An 18775-nucleotide genomic window follows, 5' to 3' on the forward strand; every position below is an offset into this window, starting at 1 on the left:
ATCTCATCTCGTATCTTAAAAAACAAAAATAATTAAATTACGTAATTAAGTTTCATAATTAGACCTTGGTGGTAAGTTTTATCTCGCTGATAAATTCATTTTATAGAGTGATAACTTTAAATAATGCTTTGCTTTTAATTTATCCGGTGATATAAAAAACAGGCTCTTGAGGGTTAATTAAAACGGTCGTTTTAATTTATCAGTGGCTTTATACTTTAGTTTTAAGGGGCTATTCGGTGATAGCTTTTTGATGTAAGTTGAATTACAGATACGTAATAATTACATTGCTATCTTTGGTTTAAAGCCTATCGATAACTTGAGGTTTGTTGCTTTATTGTTAACTGAAGTGTTTGGCTAACTTGATGATTGCTGATTAAGTTGAATGTTCACTTGGTATGCGGTTATGCGTATATAAAGATTGCGAACATAGTAACAATATACTTAATAATGCATCCTCGTCGTCAAATAAAGGGTTTTAGGTGATAACGATAACAAATCAAGACGCAGCATTATTTGGGTCGATTGACCGATTGCCGAGAGGCTAATCGCAAGTATAAGCGGTGTTAAACAAACTAGGTGAATACGCAGTACAGTTCGCTGTACTCAGGAATGAAAGTCGAAGAGGGATTGAATATGACATTAACAAGAGAACAGCAAATTCAAGCATTAGAAAAAGATTGGGCCGAAAATCCTCGTTGGAAAGGGGTGAAGCGTCCTTATAGCGCTGCAGAAGTGGTTAAGTTGCGAGGTTCGGTCATCCCTGAGAATACGATTGCTCGTCGTGGCGCAGAAAAATTATGGTCTTTGGTGAATGGCCAAGCTAAAAAAGGTTACGTGAATTGCTTGGGGGCTCTCACGGGTGGTCAAGCGGTACAGCAAGCTAAAGCAGGGATTGAGGCGATTTACTTGTCGGGTTGGCAGGTAGCGGCTGATAATAACTCTGCATCAAGTATGTATCCTGATCAGTCGCTATATCCAGTCGATTCGGTGCCTAAAGTGGTAGAGCGGATCAATAATTCTTTCCAGCGAGCTGACCAAATTCAATGGGCAAGTGGACTTTCTCCCGCAAATGGCGGTTTAGATTACTTTTTACCCATTGTGGCTGACGCTGAAGCTGGATTTGGTGGGGTTTTGAATGCTTTTGAACTGATGAAAAGTATGATTAAAGCAGGCGCTGCAGGTGTGCACTTTGAAGACCAACTCGCTTCGGTGAAAAAGTGTGGTCATATGGGAGGGAAGGTGCTGGTTCCCACTCAAGAAGCGGTACAAAAGTTGATCGCAGCCCGTTTTGCGGCCGATGTTGCCGATGTTCCAACTCTGGTGATTGCTCGTACCGATGCAAATGCAGCCGATCTATTAACTTCTGATGTTGACCCTTACGATGCAGAGTTTTTGGAGGGTGAACGTACCAGTGAAGGTTTTTACAAGGTTAGAGCGGGTATCGATCAGGCCATTAGTCGTGGTTTAGCTTATGCAGAATATGCCGACTTAATTTGGTGTGAAACTGCAACGCCTTGTTTAGAAGAAGCACGTAAATTTGCCGAAGCAATTCATGAAAAATACCCAGAGCAATTGCTTGCTTATAATTGTTCGCCTTCGTTTAATTGGCGTAAAAATCTAGATGACGAAACGATCGCTAAATTCCAACAGGAATTGAGTGATATGGGATATAAATACCAGTTTATCACCTTAGCTGGGATCCATAATATGTGGTACAACATGTTCGATTTGGCTCATAACTACGCTCAGGGCGAGGGGATGAAACACTACGTTAATATGGTGCAAGAAAAGGAATTTCAAGCTGCTGATCGTGGTTATACCTTTGTCGCCCACCAGCAAGAAGTAGGGACAGGCTATTTTGACCAAGTGACTAACGTCATTCAAGGCGGTAAGTCCTCGGTGACTGCCTTAACAGGATCTACCGAAGAAGAACAATTTAGTTAGTAATCGAACGATTGACTAAATTTGTACAGAATAAGATCAGTTTAACTGACGTTGTTCGTTAATTTGGCAGCCTTTTGGCTGCCTTTTCTTATTGAAGCGCTGTGAGGTTCAAGTTGAGTATCACTAACTCGCGTTAGTCATTTGGCGCCGAGTATATGTGAGTTTGATTTATGTCGATTGTAAATAGTGGTTAGCTTGAACTAATACTTGGCGATATAAATCCAAACAGACAGCGTCAATATCAGTGGCGTGTTGTTCTAAATCATGGGCCATGAGCACGAGTGGTGCCGGGCGGCGTAGGCGTTGGCTAATCGCTTCAAGTGTTCGGCCCAAGCTGGCCCGATGATGGTATTGACGTAACCAATCGTATTGTTGCATCCGCTGTGCGGTAAGCTTTGCCTGGGCTGGCAAGGGGAAGTTAGCGAGTTGCTGATAGCAGTGCTGAATAAAATCGCTGCGGTTTAGTATCGAGAAATTTTGCCAATGTTGACTGAGTAAATGGTCGAAATATACGTCGAGAGCGATCCCAGCATAGCGGCGTAGCTTGGGTCGAAAACAATGCTGTAAACCGGTTTTGATCACCATCTGGTCAATGAAGCTGTCGATATGTCGATGCAGTAAAATACCTTGTTGCTCAAACAGTGGATAATTTTTCCAGGCCTTACCTTTGACAAAGTCACCTAAAAATGCACCGGGAATCGAGCTCTTCGTTTGTTGAGCAATGTGGAAATGCGCGAGATAGTTCATTTTGTGAAACTGATGTCTGTGGTGTTATTCATTAATGATACGCATCGATAGCACCATAGATCCCTTCAATGAGCATTTGGCAACCAATAACCGCTAAGATCAGACCCATTAATCGAGTAATAATATTGATCCCTGATTTTCCGAGCAAGGCTTCTAGCTTTTGTCCAAAAATGAAGAACACGAAGGTGATCAAGCACAATAGAGCAAATGCGCTTACGGTTATCGCAATATCTTGCCAAGCATTTGAAGCTGAAAAACTCATTGCGGTGGCAATTGTTCCTGGGCCAGCCAAAATAGGTACTGCTAAAGGCGATATTGCAATATCTGTATCGCTTTCCTCTGAGGTTTTATGCATTTCGGAATGTTCTCCATGGAGCATATTATAGCCGATGAGAAAAACTAAGATGCCACCAGTAATCCTGAGTGCTGGGAGGGTAATTCCAAACATGTGGAAAATGGTTTTACCTAATAATGCGAAGGCTAAGATGATAAAAAATGAGACCATTAATGCTTTAATTGCGATGGCTTTTTGCTGTCTTTCAGCTAACTGACCGCTTAATCCGATAAATACTGTGGTATTTGCAATAGGATTCATAATGGCAAAGAAGCCGAGGAATACCGTAATGGCGTGTTGGGTCAATTCATTCATCTGAAATCCTTATCGCTGAAGAAGATAGCGTTTACGGTCAAGGTGGTTCGCGACCGAAGTTTTTGATTTGTGGCGAGAGAGGTCGGCGATTGGTGAAGTCAGTTCATGTTTCTCAATTGCTAGCCTTTCTTACAGAGTTGCCAAAATATCGTAAGCTGAAATAAGACAGATTAACAGAGCTTTAGGCCTTTCTCGAGCTAAAAAAAATCCAGCACTAGGCTGGAAAAAAACATAAGGAATGGCTAATACGGGCTATTGCTGGAGGCTAAATAGCAGGGGCGATTAGCGGCCCCATAAATCGACTTATTCGAAACGACTGAATACGACGCTAAAGGATGGAAGCACCTCGCGATTTATGTGATAAAGAATACCGTGATATAGATCACAAAACAACTTTTATTGTAATTTTTTTACTTAATTTTTATTCTTTTTTAGTCATTTTTGTGAAAATCCAAAGTAATACAATGAACTATGTAGTAATTATACTTAATCTTCGGTGTTTTGCGGTTCTTGTTCCGCTAACATTTCTAGCAAGGATATGGCTACACCAACAAAATCTGTATCAGTAATAATGCCTAATAACCGTTTACCTTCTACGACGGGGAGGCAGCCGATACGATGTCGTTCAATGTGTTTAGCGGCTTGCTCAACACTCGCTTCGGCGGATACGGTGTGTAACTTGGTAATCATGATATGTTTTAGCATGATTTGTTGTTCATGGGCACGTCTTTGTTCTGGAGTGGTTTTTGTTAATGATGATTCTTGCGCGGCGAGTAAGGTTCGTTCACTGACTAAACCGACCAGTTGCTGTTGCTTGTCGAGGATGGGTAGGTGGCGAATTTTGAATTCCTTACACAGACTAATCGCTTCTTCTAAGGTCGTGTGTTCAGTGCAAGTGTGTGGCGTAGTAGTCATGATGTCTGCAATTTTAATCATAACGAGCACCTCTGGTTGTCATCTCTTCTTTAAATCTAGAGGTTCTCGGTGAATTTGGGTTGATAAAAATCAACGAATTTTGTGCTTTTTCAAGGTGCGGTACAGACTTGTGGTGTTGCTTATAAAAGCGATGAAAATATCGTAAATTATCTTGCTAAATTGATGAATATCTACTGCTCATTCCCTTCGTTTTACTTCTGATTTTTGTTGCTGGATTGAGCTTTGGTGATGGTTTTTGGGGCTGCTTGTTATTGGCTTTAGTGAGGTCGATGGTAGGAAGCGGTGTTCGCTAGATACATCATGAAATAACAGCGAATAGGTGAGCAAGCCGAAGGGCTTGGTTGAGCATTGTTTACTTGCTCCCTATGAAACAGGGCTTAACGGTAGGCTATGAAGTCTGCCTACCGTGAGTCGTGATAAAACCGTCAATGAACACTCGATTTGCGCGAGTGTTCTCGTTTATTTCTGCTGAATGATGGCTAAAACAGTTTGTGATAGAGACGATTGGCATAGTCATCAGTCATGCCCGCAATATAATCAGCAATCACGCGTGCTTGATTACTTCCATTTTCGCCTGCTTGTAGCCAACGGGTTCGGGTATTTAGTGGCAACAAGCGCTCAGGGTCGCTGGCAAAGGCTTGAAATAGCTCCATGACGACTTGTTGGCCTTTGAAACGGGTCATTTCTATCTCAGGGGTTTGAATGACATAATGTAAGACGAAACGCTTAAGTACGTCTAAGGCTTGCGCCATGGGGGGCTCCATGGCGGCTTGTAAGTCCAATAATGGATCGTCGAACAGTTGTTGATGACGAAGCCTGATAGAGGTGATAAAGGCATTTACTAAGCTGCCTATCGCATCTTTTTGATCATAGTGATGTTGGCTAAATAGTTTTACGGATAACTCGCCAATTTCATCGGCTAACCAGCAATCTTTGATATCGGCAATCGCCGAGGCGACTTGTTCTTGCCAATCGTGGCGGCTGACAATACCCATGACAATGGCATCTTCAAGGTCGTGCACACCATAGGCGATGTCGTCGGCTAGTTCCATAATGGAGCAGTCTAAAGACTTAAAGCTGCTCTTACGATGTTGCTGGCTACTCACCTCGCGACTTTGTACGAAACGTTGGCGATCGTTTAAGCTAAAGCTGGCAAGGACCCAGTTATATAATTCACGGTCGTCATCATAGATCCCTTTCGCAGGGGTCCAATCTGCAACCTTTAACTGACGGAAGCTTTTGGCTTCTTGAGGCAGTGGTTGGCGCTGTAAGTGACTTAATAAACATGGGTATTTGATAATACCTAACAGAGTTCGTCGCGTCAGGTTCATGCCATTCGACTTAGTATACGGCTCTAATTTAGTTAAGATCCTAAAGGTTTGGGCATTGCCTTCGAATCCCCCGTGATGACGCATCATATAGTGCAGCGCGACTTCTCCACCATGGCCAAAGGGAGGGTGGCCGATATCATGAGCGAGACATAAACTCTCAATGAGATTTAATTCGGGTAAAAAGTGATGTGGTAGGTCCTTTAAGGAGTGAATGTGGCCGATAATGCCTGTACCAATCTGCGATACTTCCAGCGAATGAGTTAAGCGGGTTCGGTGAAAGTCATTACTGCCGATGCTGAGCACCTGAGTCTTGTTTTGTAAACGACGAAACGCTGCAGAATGAAGGATCCTCGCTCGATCTCGTTGCCAAGGAGTGCGATGATCATTGCGTCGTTGATTTTGTTCTTCAACAAATCTTGCTGTGCCATCTTGTTCGAACAGTCCATTCATTTGGTGGGCTCCCACTACTACACATTCACTACCTTACACTACCTTTAGTAAAAATAGTATGTGCTTAATTTTAACCAAAAAAAAGGCACCAAAGGTGCCTTACTATTTTCAGCCGAGAGCTTTAATCGACTTGCCGATAGCCATCTAAAAAATTTGCAATTCTTCCTATTGCTTCTCTTAGCTCTTCTTCTCGAGGTAAAAAAACAATCCGAAAATGGTCAGGTTTGGACCAGTTAAAGCCAGTACCTTGTACAATTAATATCTTTTCCTGCTGCAACAAATCTAGGGCAAATTGTTGGTCGTCCTTAATGTTGAATTTTTCCACATCAAGTTTTGGAAATAGATACATTGCGCCTTTGGGTTTTACGCAGCTAATTCCTGGGATATCGTTCAGCAGTTGCCAAGCAAGGTTGCGTTGTTCATATAAACGCCCCCCGGGAACAATTAATTCATTGATACTCTGATAGCCGCCGAGTGCTGTTTGAATTGCATGTTGCACGGGCACATTGGCACATAAGCGCATCGATGCCAGCATGTCTAAACCGTCGATGTAGTCCGTCGCGCGATGTTTCGGACCACTAACGAGTAACCAACCAGAACGGAAGCCACATACGCGATAAGCTTTGGATAAGCCGTTAAAGGTTAAGGTGAGCACGTCGTCAGATAATGTCGACATTGGGATGTGTAAGGCATCATCATAAATAACTTTAGAATAGATCTCGTCGGCAAATAGAATCAAATTATGTTCACGCGCCAATTCAACCAGCTCGAGAAGAATTTCTTTGCTATATACCGCTCCTGTTGGGTTATTTGGGTTGATCACCACCAAGCCTTTGGTACGAGGTGTAATTTTACTGCGGATATCGTCTATATCGGGAAACCAACCTGCTTGTTCATCACATTCGTAGTGAACTGGATTACCGCCAGATAAGGTTACGGCAGCTGTCCATAGCGGGTAATCGGGTGATGGGACTAACATTTCGTCGCCGTTATTTAGCAGTGCCTGCATCGCCATCACGATGAGTTCACTAACGCCATTACCGAGATAAATATCTTCGAGGGTGGTGCTACGTAGTCCTTGTAACTGGTAGTGGTGCATTACCGCTTTACGGGCCGAAAATAAACCTTTGGAGTCGCAGTAACCCTGAGCTGTCGGCAGGTTATGGATCACATCGACTAGAATTTCTTCGGGCGCTTCAAAATTAAACTCTGCAGTATTGCCAATATTTAACTTCAGTACACGGTGACCTTCTTCTTCAAGGCGTTTGGCTTGCTTTAATACAGGACCTCGTATGTCATAACAGACATTGTCGAGTTTATGGGATTTCGCTATTTGATACATGATAGTTACAGCCTTAGATGGATATGCTTATTAACTTATTTTTTGAGCTTGCTTGCAAGCCTTTGCGATGAGTATTTATACTTTTTTAGAATTTTTTATGGCTGATGCGATTTTGTGCGATGAGTTGATGATAAACTGCTACTTATAGTAGATTTTTCATTGTGAGACTATGTTAGAACTCAAGCATTTAAAAACCTTACAAGCGCTTCGAGAAAGTGGCTCCTTGGTGGTTGCCGCTCAGCGTTTATGTTTAACTCAGTCCGCTTTATCTCATCAACTCAAAGATCTTGAATCACGTATTGGCGCTAAACTATTTGTCCGAAAGACCAAACCATTACGCTTTACCATGGCGGGTTTAAGAGTATTAGACTTGGCCGATAATGTTATAGAACAGGTACAGCATACAGAGCGTGAATTGAGCCGTCTAGTTGGCGGTCAGGCTGGGCGGCTGCATCTCGCGATTGAGTGCCATAGTTGTTTTAATTGGTTGATGCCCGCTATCGATCATTATCGTGGCTTGTGGCCAGATGTGGAATTGGACTTTAGCAGCGGATTTAGTTTTGAACCCTTACCCGAACTTGCGTTGGGGCAGTTGGACTTAGTGATTACTTCTGATCCCCAAGTGTGGGAAGGGATTAGTTATTGGCCATTGTTCTCCTATCAACCGACATTAGCGTTAAGTCCTAATCATCCCTTGGTGAATAAACCAATCATCGAAGCGGAAGATTTTTCCAAGCAAGTGCTAATTTCCTATCCTGTGGATAGTCATCGTTTAGACCTCTTTAATTTGTTTTTGGACCCCGCTGGTGTGGAGCCTTTGGCGATCCGTAAAGTTGATATGACCATCATGATGATGCAGTTGGTTGCCAGTGGCCGGGGAGTGGCGGTATTGCCCAATTGGGCATTAACTGAATATGTTAATAAAGGTTATATCGTGACCCGCCCCTTAGGGGATGGAACATTGTGGCAAAACCTTTACGCAGCCCGAGCTCAAAGTCATCAAGATAGTGCCTACATTGAAGCCTTTCTAGAGATTGCCCGCGAGCATTGCTTTAGCCATTTAGAGGGGATCAAACCGATAGTCTAAAACGGCTTTGATTGAGTTATTAGATGGGGTCGATGGCAATCAATTGATTATCGAACATATTCTTGATAAGGCCCACAAATTCATCGATAAACTGTTGCTGCTGTTGGGTTGGACTGCTCATCCAAACACCAGATAAGACTTGTTCTAAGTCATTCATCACCGCGTCCATTTCGCGAATAACGGTGAAGCGATGTTCACTATCGAGGTGCTCGTGTTGGCGACACACTAACATCACGTTGTCAGATAACTTTTCAGTGACATAATCGCATATTGTTAACGGATTCTGTTGTGCCTGCGTATGTTCAAATAACGCAAGATTGTCACTTAAGAAGCCAATTAGCTGAACGTAGCCTTCACTATCAGTTACCATCGTTCTGTTTCCCTCTTCAACTTTATCTTTATCTGTTTAGTGTATAACGAAATATGACTTAAAAAAAATGTCAGTGAACAAATATGTTAGCTCTATAAGGTCTGAGTTAACTCAGCAGACTGAATATAGGCTTGATTACAAGAATTGGGTAGATAAAGTCTCGGATTCGCCCGTTTTAGATCGCTTAAATGATATTCTAACAAACGCTTGTCTATGGGAGCTGTGCTTTCAGTTTGTTGTAGCCAATTGACTAAGGATTTCGTGTTCTGTGCAAATGCCTGTTCTAAGTCGACGATTTGTTGTTTAGTTTTTTGTATTTGCTCCACATTTAGGGGGGAACGCTGTACTAAATTAATCAGGTAAGGCGTCAGCTTGTGGGCTTGTTTAAAATAACTATCACGAATAGGGACAGGAGACAGCTTCAATTGCTGCTGGCGTTCCAGTTGACCGCAGATATGATTCGCTTTAAGTAAGCCTACGGTTTGTTGGATCACTTGGTTGATATCAAAACCTTCGCCGTACATTTCATGGATCCCAGTGGCTAAGTCATGTTTAGCCAGCCGTAATTTGGGAAAGTTGAATTGTTCTCGAGTAAACACTCTTACTCGGTTAGGGGCCGCATGCCGGGGGACGATAATCGCCAGTTGATCGCGCTTTTGCTCAAAATATAGGTTGGCAATCGCGTGCTGTTGTTCACTTAAGCTAATCAGCCGACCACTAATTTGGCAATCCACGGACTTAGGTTTATCACCGATCTGGTTGGCACTAACATATTGTTGAGGATAATCGGGTAATGCCTGAACTTGTCCCAGTTGGCGTTGCAAATAGTGAGTTGCAATGGCGGCACGACAAATGGCGGTTTCACCTAATGGCTCGATGTTAAATACCTTCCAGGCAATTAATGCAACCATGAGTATTAACATACTGCTACTCATAACAATCAATGGTTGCCGTCGAATGATCATAACTGCCTCGTAAACTAGAAAATAATAGCCATAGTGTGTTTATCTGTTGTTTTTCAAAAAACTAAAGGACTATTTAGAATTATAGCGTCTTACTTGGCAGCGCTTGATCTTCTTTTCTCGGTGAATTTTCTAGCTAGCTTAAACTCGGCACATACGTCGTGTTAGCACGCCAACAAGCTACCTAGCAGAATTGCCAATTTAAAGTTCTTTACAGGACAAATTTTATAGCTTTGTGGTGTGAACTTATGGCCGACTAAGGCCGCGTGCGTTTGGTGATTATTTAAACTTGCTGTTTAATTATTTAAGGCAAAGCAGCGTTTGAGAAAACTAGTGCTGGCATGAATCATTGCGCGTCGCGTCGAGTGGCGATTGATTCGGTTCTCATTTTAAAGTCATCGTTTCGTCGTTAACAATTAGCTGACTGCTTGGGGCGAATGCCCCAACTTTAAATATTATGCTCGTTATTTTAGGCGGTTTTTTGTTTGACCGGAGGTCGCGTCGCTAATTCGATCCTTCCTTTGGGTTTACTACAACAGGTGAGGACTTGGCCTTGGGGAATATTGGCTAAAGGGGGCGTGGAATATTCAACTTCCCCCTTTAATAGGGTGTTTCTACAAGCGCCGCAGACACCTTCTCGACAATGATATTCAGGATTAAATCCTGCCTGCTCAAAGGCTTCTAGAATACTGCGATGGTGGCTATCAACCACCACCTCAATACCATCAGCGATCACTCGGCCTTCTTGATGCGGCATTACAGCTCAAAATCCTCAAAGTCATCGACTGCAATGGTTGAGTCAATTTGTCCGACGAGGTAGGAACTGATTTCAGCTTCTTGTGGTGCGACCTGTACATTGTCTGAAACTAGCCAAGAATTTATCCAAGGGATCGGGTTACTGCGGTCTTCAAAGCAAGGGTGTAAACCCACGGCTTGCATTCGGTTATTGGTTATATATTCAACGTATTGACAGAGGATCTCTTCATTCAAACCTATCATTGAACCGTCTTTAAATAGGTACTTGGCCCATTGTTTTTCTTGTTCTGCTGCATCGGTAAACATCCGCCAAGCGTCTACCTCACATTCGGCCGCTATTTCGGCCATCTCAGGATCGTCTTTCCCTTCGCGCATTAAATTAATCATGTGCTGAGTGCCTGTGAGATGAAGAGCTTCGTCACGGGCAATGAGCTTAATGATTTTGGCATTGCCTTCCATGAGTTCACGTTCAGCAAAGGCAAAAGAACATGCAAAGCTTACATAGAAGCGAATTGCTTCAAGTACATTAACCGACATTAAACAAAGGTAGAGTTTCTTTTTCAACTCACGAAGTGAGACGGTGTAAGGCTTGCCATCGAGCAGATGTTCTCCTTCGCCATAGAGGTGATACATTGAAGAGGCTCGAATTAAATCGTCGTAATATAGTGCAATGTCATTGGCTCGTTTGATGATTTCTTCGTTTTCCATGATGTCATCAAAGACTTCACCGGGATTTCCCATCACATTACGAATAATATGGGTATACGACCGCGAGTGGATGGTTTCACTGAAAGCCCATGTTTCTATCCAAGTTTCGAGTTCAGGTAGGCTCACCAAAGGCAATAGAGCGACATTGGGAGAGCGTCCTTGAATACTATCAAGCAAGGTTTGGTATTTTAAATTACTAATGAAAATATGCTGCTCATGTGCGGGCAATTTTGCATAATCGATGCGGTCTCTGCTGACATCCACTTCTTCTGGACGCCAGAAAAATGACAATTGCTTTTCAATTAATTTTTCAAAGATAGGATGACGTTGTTGGTCATAACGAGCCACGTTTACCGGCTGACCAAAGAACATGGGTTCTTTGGTGGCATCGTTGGCTGTTTGGGTAAAAATTGAGTAGTTCATCTACATTATTCCTAACAATTCTTTGCGCCTAAGCGCGTAAACTTGGCTTAAATTTTACATGCACCGCCGGCGCAATCATCATCTTCTGGCTCGGGTTTCATATTATCGTGCTGGTCGCTAGCGCCATCACGAGTATTATGATAATACAGAGTTTTTACGCCATATTTATAGGCGGTTAGCAGGTCGGCAATCAAGATTTTCATGGGGACTCGATTACCGACAAAGCGTGATGGATCGTAGTTAGTATTAGCCGAAATACTTTGGTCAACAAACTTTTGCATTAAACCCACTAATTGCAAATAACCGTCATTATTTGGGATATCCCAAAGTAATTCATAGCTATTTTTGAGGTTTCCAAAGTCAGGCACCACTTGTTTTAGAATGCCGTCTTTACTGGCTTTTACACTGACGTAACCGCGTGGTGGTTCAATGCCATTGGTCGCGTTGGAAATTTGGCTGGAGGTTTCCGATGGCATCAAGGCTGATAAGGTTGAGTTACGTAAGCCGTAAGTGGTTATTTCTTGGCGTAATTCTTCCCAATCGTAATGCAGCGGCTCGTTGCTTAATTGATCCAACGATTTTTTATAGGTATCGATGGGCAGAATACCTTGCGCATAGGTGGTCTCATTGAACATCGGGCAGGCACCTTGCTCCTTGGCAAGACGCATTGAAGCTTTTAACAGCCAGTACTGGATTGCCTCAAAGGTGCGGTGGGTTAAATTGTTGGCACTACCGTCACTGTATTTGGAACCATTCTTAGCCAAATAATAGGCATAGTTAATGACCCCAATCCCTAAGGTGCGACGGCCAAATGACCCTTTTTTCGCTGCTAGTATGGGGTAGTCTTGGTAATCGAGTAAGCTATCTAAGGCTCGAACTGCAAGATCTGACAAGTTTTCCAATTCGTTGAGATCTTCAATTGTACCTAAATTGAAAGCCGATAGAGTACATAGGGCGATTTCACCATTCTCGTCATGCACATGCTGTAACGGTTTGGTGGGCAGTGCAATCTCTAAACAAAGGTTTGATTGACGAACTGGTGCTTGAGCCGGATCAAATGGGCTATGAGTATTACAGTGGTCGACGTTTTGAATATAAATACGTCCGGTAGAAGCACGTTCCTGCATCAATAAAGAGAACAAATCAACGGCTTTAATCGCCTGTTTACGGATACTAGCGTCTTGCTCGTATTTTAGATAAAGCTGCTCGAAGGTATCTTGATCTTCGAAAAATGCATCATATAAACCCGGTACATCGCTGGGCGAAAATAAAGTGATGTTTTCACCCTTCACCAAACGTTGGTACATTAACCGATTCAGTTGCACCCCGTAGTCCATATGACGAACTCGGTTATCATCAACGCCTCGGTTGTTCTTGAGTACTAATAGTGACTCGACTTCGAGATGCCAGAATGGATAGAAGATAGTTGCAGCGCCACCACGCACACCACCTTGTGAACAGCATTTAACCGCCGTTTGAAAATACTTATAGAAAGGGATACATCCAGTATGGAAGGCTTCTCCCCCACGGATCTCACTACCCAAGGCGCGGATCCGTCCAGCGTTGATGCCGATCCCTGCGCGCTGTGATACGTAAGTTACAATCGATGATGCGGTGGCGTTGATGGACTCTAAGCTATCACCACACTCAATCAATACACAGGAGCTGAATTGACGGGTTGGGGTGCGTACTCCCGACATGATCGGTGTTGGCAAGGAAATCTTAAATAAAGAGGTCGCATCGTAAAAACGGCGAATGTAATCCAAGCGAACTGATTTGTCATAATGGGCAAATAAACAGGCTGCTACTAGGATATACAAAAATTGGGCACTTTCGTAGATCGTGCCAGTGACGCGGTTTTGTACTAGATATTTACCTTCCAGTTGTTTTACTGCTGCATAGGAAAAGTTCATATCGCGCCAGTGATCGATAAACTCATCCATTTGGGCAAATTCTTCCACGGTGTAGTCTTTCAGCAAATGCATGTCATAAAGACCCGCTTCACATTGTTTGACCACATGTTCGTAAAGCTTCGGTGGTTCAAACTGACCGTAGGCTTTTTTTCGTAAGTGGAAAACTGCTAAACGAGCGGCTAAAAATTGGTAATCGGGCGTTTCTTGAGAAATTAGATCTGCAGCCGCCTTGATAATCGTTTCATGGATATCTTTGGTGGCCATACCATCGTAGAATTGAATATGTGATTTTAGTTCGACCTGTGAAACGGATACATTTTTAAGGCCCTCGGCGGCCCATGTAATCACTCGGTGAATTTTATCCAAATTAATGGCTTCTTGTTTACCGCTACGTTTGGTTATCAGTAGATCTGTATTCATGAATGGAGGGCCTATATCCTAATTTTGTGCTACTGGCTGTCTAGTATGGCAAATATTGCCTGACTACTAGATATAGTGTTTATAAATTTATTTGATACAAGATAATGAGGTTTTGTCGATTTCGCAAGACTTGGAAAAATGAAGAACTTGTGCATAACATGCGGATAATTGCTATATGTTAGTGCTTACTAACTAGCTATCCATGTGACTTTGTTAGCGTGGCGTTAATGCAAGTTCTTTTTGCTATAAAAATAGAAAATTATTTATTTTTATGAAAACTTGAAGCGGTTTATAATTTAGCCAAATGTTTGGCGATTAGCTGTTCAAGTTGCTCACTTTTTTGACAGTGTAAATCGGCTTGCCAAGTGTGGATATTGTCATTTTCCGAAATATAGCCCCATTCGGCTAAAATAGTCGTCATCTGGGTGTTGTTTCCAGCTTCGATGTCACGCAGAGCGTCGCCAACATACAAACAATGCTGTGCTGCTACTTTGAGTTGTTGGCAGGCATGTAACATGGGTTCCGGATGCGGTTTCCGCTGGCTAACCGTATCGCCTCCGACTAGCGTTGCACAGCTCGCAAACTCAGTAAAGTAAGCAAGTAACTGCCGACTTAAACTTTCAGGTTTGTTTGTCACGATCCCCCAAGGTGTAGATGTTGCATCTAAGTAGGCTAAGGTTTGCTGAATGCCAGGGAATAAATTAGTGTCGATGCAGATGTTCGACTGATAAAAGTCGAGTAATTGTTGACGCAGTTTGGTTTGCTCTTGTTGATGCCAACTTTCGCCAAAACCAAAACCCAGTAGCCCCATGGCACCATGGGAGCTTAAAGTTCGAGCATCACTTAAACTAATGAGTGGTTGCTGGTGCTGCGCTAGTACATGATTTGCGGCCGCTGCAAGATCAGGCGCGGTGTCTAATAAAGTACCATCTAAATCAAATAGTACCGCAAGTTTATTGTTCATCCTGATCCTGCTTGGCAAGTTGTAACATGTAATTCACATCGACATTAGGGCTTAAGCGAAAGTGCTCAATCACTGGGTAAAATTGTACCCCGGTAATGGCCTGACTTTGTAGGCCGTGCTCATCAGCCCAGCTGAGCAACTCTGAAGGACGGATAAATTTATCATGCTGATGGGTTCCGTTGGGAACCAGCTTGAGCAGTTTTTCTGCCGCCAGAATCATAAACAGGTAGGCTTTTGGGGTACGATTGATGGTTGATACAAAGAGGTAACCGCCGGGCTTGACCAATTTGGCGCATGCTGCAATTACCGAGCTTGGATCGGGCACATGCTCAAGCATTTCCATGCATGTCACCACATCGTATTGGGCAGGCTGTTGTTCGGCGTGCTGTTCGGCGGTGGTCTGCAGATAAGTTAATTGTGCCCCGGTTTCTAAGGCGTGCAACTTGGCGACTTCAATTTGCTCTTGCCCCATATCGATCGCAGTCACATCAGCCCCTCGCAGGGCCATACTCTCGGCTAATATTCCGCCACCACAACCGATGTCGAGGACTTGCTTGCCAAATAGTCCCTTGGCTCCCCGCTCAATATAGTCGAGACGTAATGGATTGATCTGGTGCAGGGTTTTAAAATCCCCTTGTTCATCCCACCAACGGGAGGCTAAGCCTGCAAAATGTGCTATTTCTTGGTGGTCAACATTTTGGCTGTTATTTGGCTGTTCCATTGGTCTCTTTATCCAAGTCATTATTTATAAGTATTATAAGAACTTGTTCATCCTAGCCACAAGCTTTTGTTGAATTCCGGTAGTTTTTCATTTTTCTAAAAGAAAAGAGCGACATCAGGCCTGTTAAGGCGTCGGTTTTATGGTAAAGTTCTCGATTACGCTGAGTAATTGTAACAAGCAATAAAAACGAAGGATTTTGTCGTCTATGAGCGATCTTGCAAAAGAGATCATGCCTGTCAATATTGAGGATGAGCTGAAAAGTTCCTACCTTGATTATGCCATGAGCGTGATTGTTGGACGCGCCTTACCAGATGTACGTGATGGTTTAAAACCTGTGCATCGCCGGGTGTTGTTCGCAATGAATGTACTAGGTAACGATTGGAATAAGCCTTACAAAAAATCTGCCCGTGTGGTCGGTGATGTTATTGGTAAATATCACCCCCATGGTGATAGTGCCGTTTACGATACAATTGTGCGGATGGCACAGCCGTTCTCCTTACGTTATATGTTGGTAGACGGGCAAGGTAACTTTGGTTCGGTTGATGGTGATTCAGCTGCAGCAATGCGTTATACCGAAATCCGTATGGATAAGTTGGCGCACTCTTTACTGGCTGACTTAGAAAAAGAAACCGTTGATTACGTCCCCAACTACGATGGTACCGAGCAAATTCCTGCGGTGTTGCCGACTCGGATCCCGAACCTGTTAGTGAACGGAGCTTCGGGCATTGCGGTGGGCATGGCCACCAACATTCCACCACATAACCTCACCGAAGTGGTGAATGGTTGTTTGGCAATGATCGAAAATCCTGAGATCACCATCGACGAATTGATGGAATATATCCCTGCGCCGGATTTCCCTACCGCGGGTATTATTAATGGCCGCGCAGGCATTATTCAAGGCTATCGAACTGGTCGCGGTAAAGTGTCGATCCGAGCGAAAGCGGAAGTCGTCACCGACAAGGCCGGCAAAGAAACGATTATTGTTCATGAGATCCCTTATCAGGTGAACAAGGCTCGACTGATCGAGAAGATGGCCGAGTTAGTAAAAGATAAAAAACTGGAAGGTATATCTGCATTACGTGATGAATCCGATAAGGATGGTATGCGTATTGTGGTTGAATTGAAACGCGATGCAGTGGGCGAAGTTGTATTAAACAACTTATATTCACAAACCCAGATGCAAGTGTCCTTCGGCATGAACATGGTTGCCTTGGATAATGGTCAACCGAAGATTTTTAATCTTCAAGAGATGATCGAATGCTTCATTCGTCACCGCCGCGAGGTGGTGACACGCCGTACGGTATTCGAATTACGTAAAGCCCGTGATCGTGCGCATATCCTCGAAGGTCTAGCGATCGCGCTAGCCAATATCGATGAGATTATCGAGCTGATTAAAACCTCTCCGACTCCAGCCGAAGCAAAAACGGCTTTACTTGCTAAAGGTTGGGACTTAGGTGGTGTTGCGGCGATGCTCGAGCGTGCAGGCGATGATGCGGCTCGTCCTGATTGGCTAGAGCCCGAGTTTGGTATTCGAGACGGAAAATATTTCATCACACCGACTCAGGCACAAGCTATTCTCGAATTACGTTTGCATCGTTTGACCGGTCTTGAGCATGAGAAGATCATTGCAGAATACAAAGACTTATTAGATCTGATTGCTGAACTGTTGCATATCTTGAATACCCCAACTCGTTTGATGGAAGTGATCCGCGACGAGTTGATAGAAGTGCGCGAGCAATTTGGTGATGAGCGTCGCACCGAAATTTCAGCGAATAGCTCCGATCTGTCGATTGAAGATCTGATCAATGAAGAAGACGTGGTGGTGACGCTTTCCCATGAAGGCTACGTTAAATACCAACCTTTGAGCGAATATGAGTCACAGCGTCGTGGTGGTAAAGGCAAAGCCGCCACTAAGATGAAAGACGAAGACTTCATTGAGAAGTTGCTGGTGGCAAATACCCACGATACGGTCTTGTGTTTCTCAAGCGTCGGTAAAGTGTACTGGATTAAAGTTTATCAATTGCCGCTGGCGAGTCGTCAAGCGCGTGGTAAACCGATTGTCAACTTGCTGCCATTGGGTGATGATGAGCGAATTACCGCGATTTTGCCCGTTCGTGAATATCAAGAAGATAAATTCATCTTGTTTGCAACGGCGAATGGCACCGTTAAGAAAACCCCGTTAACCGCCTTTAAACGACCATTATCCAGCGGTATCCGCGCGATTAACTTGCATGATGACGATAAGCTGATTGGCGTTGATATTACCAATGGTGACAACGAAATCATGTTGTTCTCTGATGCGGGTAAAGTGGTGCGCTTTAACGAGAAGCAACGGGATAGTGAGACGGGTGCGGTGAAACTCGATCCTGAAACCGGTGAAGAGCTGTTGGCCTTACGTCCAATGGGTCGTACCGCTGCCGGGGTTCGTGGGATTTCGCTTGACGCCGGTCAGAAAGTAGTCTCGTTGATTGTGCCAAATGGAGACGGAGACATTCTAACCGCCACCGAAAATGGCTATGGTAAACGAACTCGTTTAGATGAATATCCGGCGAAGAGCCGCGCGACTAAAGGTGTGGTATCGATTAAGGTGAGTGAGCGGAATGGCTTAGTGGTGGGGGCCGTGCAGGTGACCGAACTACAAGAAATGATGCTGATTACTGATGGTGGTACCTTGGTTCGTACTCGGGTCCATGAAGTTTCGTTGGTTGGCCGCAATACCCAGGGGGTAACCTTAATTCGTACTACCGAAGGTGAAAAGGTGGTTGGTCTACAACGGATTGACGAAATCGAAGAGGCAGAGTTTGAAGACTTAGTCGATGGTGAAACAGCGGAGCAAAACGCTGAGGCTTCCCTCGACAACGATAACTCAGCCGCTGCCGAAGATGATTCGGCGGCCAGTGAGACTGATGCCGAATAGTCATCGGCTATAACATAAACGGGCGGCTTCGGTCGCTCGTTTTTGTTTGAGAGACCCGCCAAACCATTGGTATAGCCTATTACAGGCGGTATAAAATGAACCACTGCAGTGGTCGAACACAACATAACAAAGAGA

The 18775-nt window shown here is 43.8% G+C and carries 15 protein-coding genes; 3 read left to right on the top strand and 12 right to left on the bottom strand.

What is annotated here, in order from left to right; translation table 11 throughout:
- The first annotated feature begins 633 nt into the window (after positions 1-633).
- On the top strand, positions 634-1944 hold the full coding sequence (gene aceA, locus ACRRSY_RS08445) for an isocitrate lyase (protein WP_432453644.1): 1311 nt from the start codon (positions 634-636) through the stop codon (positions 1942-1944).
- Positions 1945-2112: 168 nt separating this feature from the next.
- Here aceA and ACRRSY_RS08450 read toward each other — a convergent pair whose 3' ends face one another.
- The 5 genes from ACRRSY_RS08450 to ACRRSY_RS08470 form a co-directional block, all read right to left on the bottom strand.
- Positions 2113-2691, bottom strand: a complete 579-nt coding sequence (locus ACRRSY_RS08450) for an ACP phosphodiesterase (RefSeq protein WP_432462937.1) — start codon at positions 2689-2691, stop codon at positions 2113-2115.
- Positions 2692-2722: 31 nt separating this feature from the next.
- On the bottom strand, positions 2723-3340 hold the full coding sequence (locus ACRRSY_RS08455) for a MarC family protein (protein ID WP_432459105.1): 618 nt from the start codon (positions 3338-3340) through the stop codon (positions 2723-2725).
- A 486-nt stretch (positions 3341-3826) separates the two neighbouring features.
- A complete protein-coding gene (locus tag ACRRSY_RS08460) occupies positions 3827-4276 on the bottom strand; it encodes a CBS domain-containing protein (RefSeq protein ID WP_432462938.1) in 450 nt (149 codons plus the stop codon).
- 479 nt (positions 4277-4755) lie between these two features.
- Complete coding sequence (locus ACRRSY_RS08465) at positions 4756-6057, bottom strand: anti-phage deoxyguanosine triphosphatase (RefSeq protein WP_432462939.1); 1302 nt, start codon at positions 6055-6057, stop codon at positions 4756-4758.
- Positions 6058-6178: 121 nt separating this feature from the next.
- The gene (locus ACRRSY_RS08470; protein ID WP_432453639.1) at positions 6179-7399 is read right to left on the bottom strand and encodes a pyridoxal phosphate-dependent aminotransferase; all 1221 of its coding nucleotides are present in this window, start codon (positions 7397-7399) and stop codon (positions 6179-6181) included.
- Positions 7400-7568: 169 nt separating this feature from the next.
- Between ACRRSY_RS08470 and ACRRSY_RS08475 the strand changes: the two genes are divergently transcribed.
- A complete protein-coding gene (locus tag ACRRSY_RS08475) occupies positions 7569-8486 on the top strand; it encodes a LysR family transcriptional regulator (protein ID WP_432462940.1) in 918 nt (305 codons plus the stop codon).
- A gap of 19 nt (positions 8487-8505) precedes the next feature.
- Here ACRRSY_RS08475 and ACRRSY_RS08480 read toward each other — a convergent pair whose 3' ends face one another.
- The 7 genes from ACRRSY_RS08480 to ubiG all read right to left on the bottom strand — a co-directional run bounded on the left by ACRRSY_RS08480 (position 8506) and on the right by ubiG (position 15723).
- A complete protein-coding gene (locus ACRRSY_RS08480) occupies positions 8506-8856 on the bottom strand; it encodes a DUF3802 family protein (RefSeq protein ID WP_432453637.1) in 351 nt (116 codons plus the stop codon).
- Positions 8857-8948: 92 nt separating this feature from the next.
- Positions 8949-9779, bottom strand: a complete 831-nt coding sequence (locus tag ACRRSY_RS08485) for a hypothetical protein (RefSeq protein WP_432459107.1) — start codon at positions 9777-9779, stop codon at positions 8949-8951.
- Positions 9780-10287: 508 nt separating this feature from the next.
- A complete protein-coding gene (gene yfaE / locus ACRRSY_RS08490; protein ID WP_432453635.1) occupies positions 10288-10575 on the bottom strand; it encodes a class I ribonucleotide reductase maintenance protein YfaE in 288 nt (95 codons plus the stop codon).
- Complete coding sequence (gene nrdB, locus ACRRSY_RS08495; protein ID WP_432453634.1) at positions 10575-11705, bottom strand: class Ia ribonucleoside-diphosphate reductase subunit beta; 1131 nt, start codon at positions 11703-11705, stop codon at positions 10575-10577. The genes yfaE and nrdB overlap by 1 nt, the downstream gene beginning before the upstream one ends.
- Before the next feature lie 47 nt (positions 11706-11752).
- Positions 11753-14038: a class 1a ribonucleoside-diphosphate reductase subunit alpha gene (gene nrdA, locus ACRRSY_RS08500; RefSeq protein WP_432462941.1), complete on the bottom strand. Its 2286-nt coding sequence runs from the start codon at positions 14036-14038 to the stop codon at positions 11753-11755.
- A 289-nt stretch (positions 14039-14327) separates the two neighbouring features.
- Entirely contained in the window at positions 14328-15002 is a 675-nt protein-coding gene (locus ACRRSY_RS08505) for an HAD family hydrolase (protein WP_432453632.1), read from the bottom strand.
- Complete coding sequence (gene ubiG / locus ACRRSY_RS08510; RefSeq protein WP_432462942.1) at positions 14992-15723, bottom strand: bifunctional 2-polyprenyl-6-hydroxyphenol methylase/3-demethylubiquinol 3-O-methyltransferase UbiG; 732 nt, start codon at positions 15721-15723, stop codon at positions 14992-14994. The genes ACRRSY_RS08505 and ubiG overlap by 11 nt, the downstream gene beginning before the upstream one ends.
- A gap of 205 nt (positions 15724-15928) precedes the next feature.
- Here ubiG and gyrA point away from each other — a divergent pair, with 205 nt between their 5' ends.
- Entirely contained in the window at positions 15929-18640 is a 2712-nt protein-coding gene (gene gyrA, locus ACRRSY_RS08515) for a DNA topoisomerase (ATP-hydrolyzing) subunit A (RefSeq protein WP_432462943.1), read from the top strand.
- Positions 18641-18775 lie beyond the last annotated feature (135 nt).

Source organism: Agarivorans sp. QJM3NY_33 (genome assembly GCF_050870865.2).
Classification (GTDB): domain Bacteria; phylum Pseudomonadota; class Gammaproteobacteria; order Enterobacterales; family Celerinatantimonadaceae; genus Agarivorans.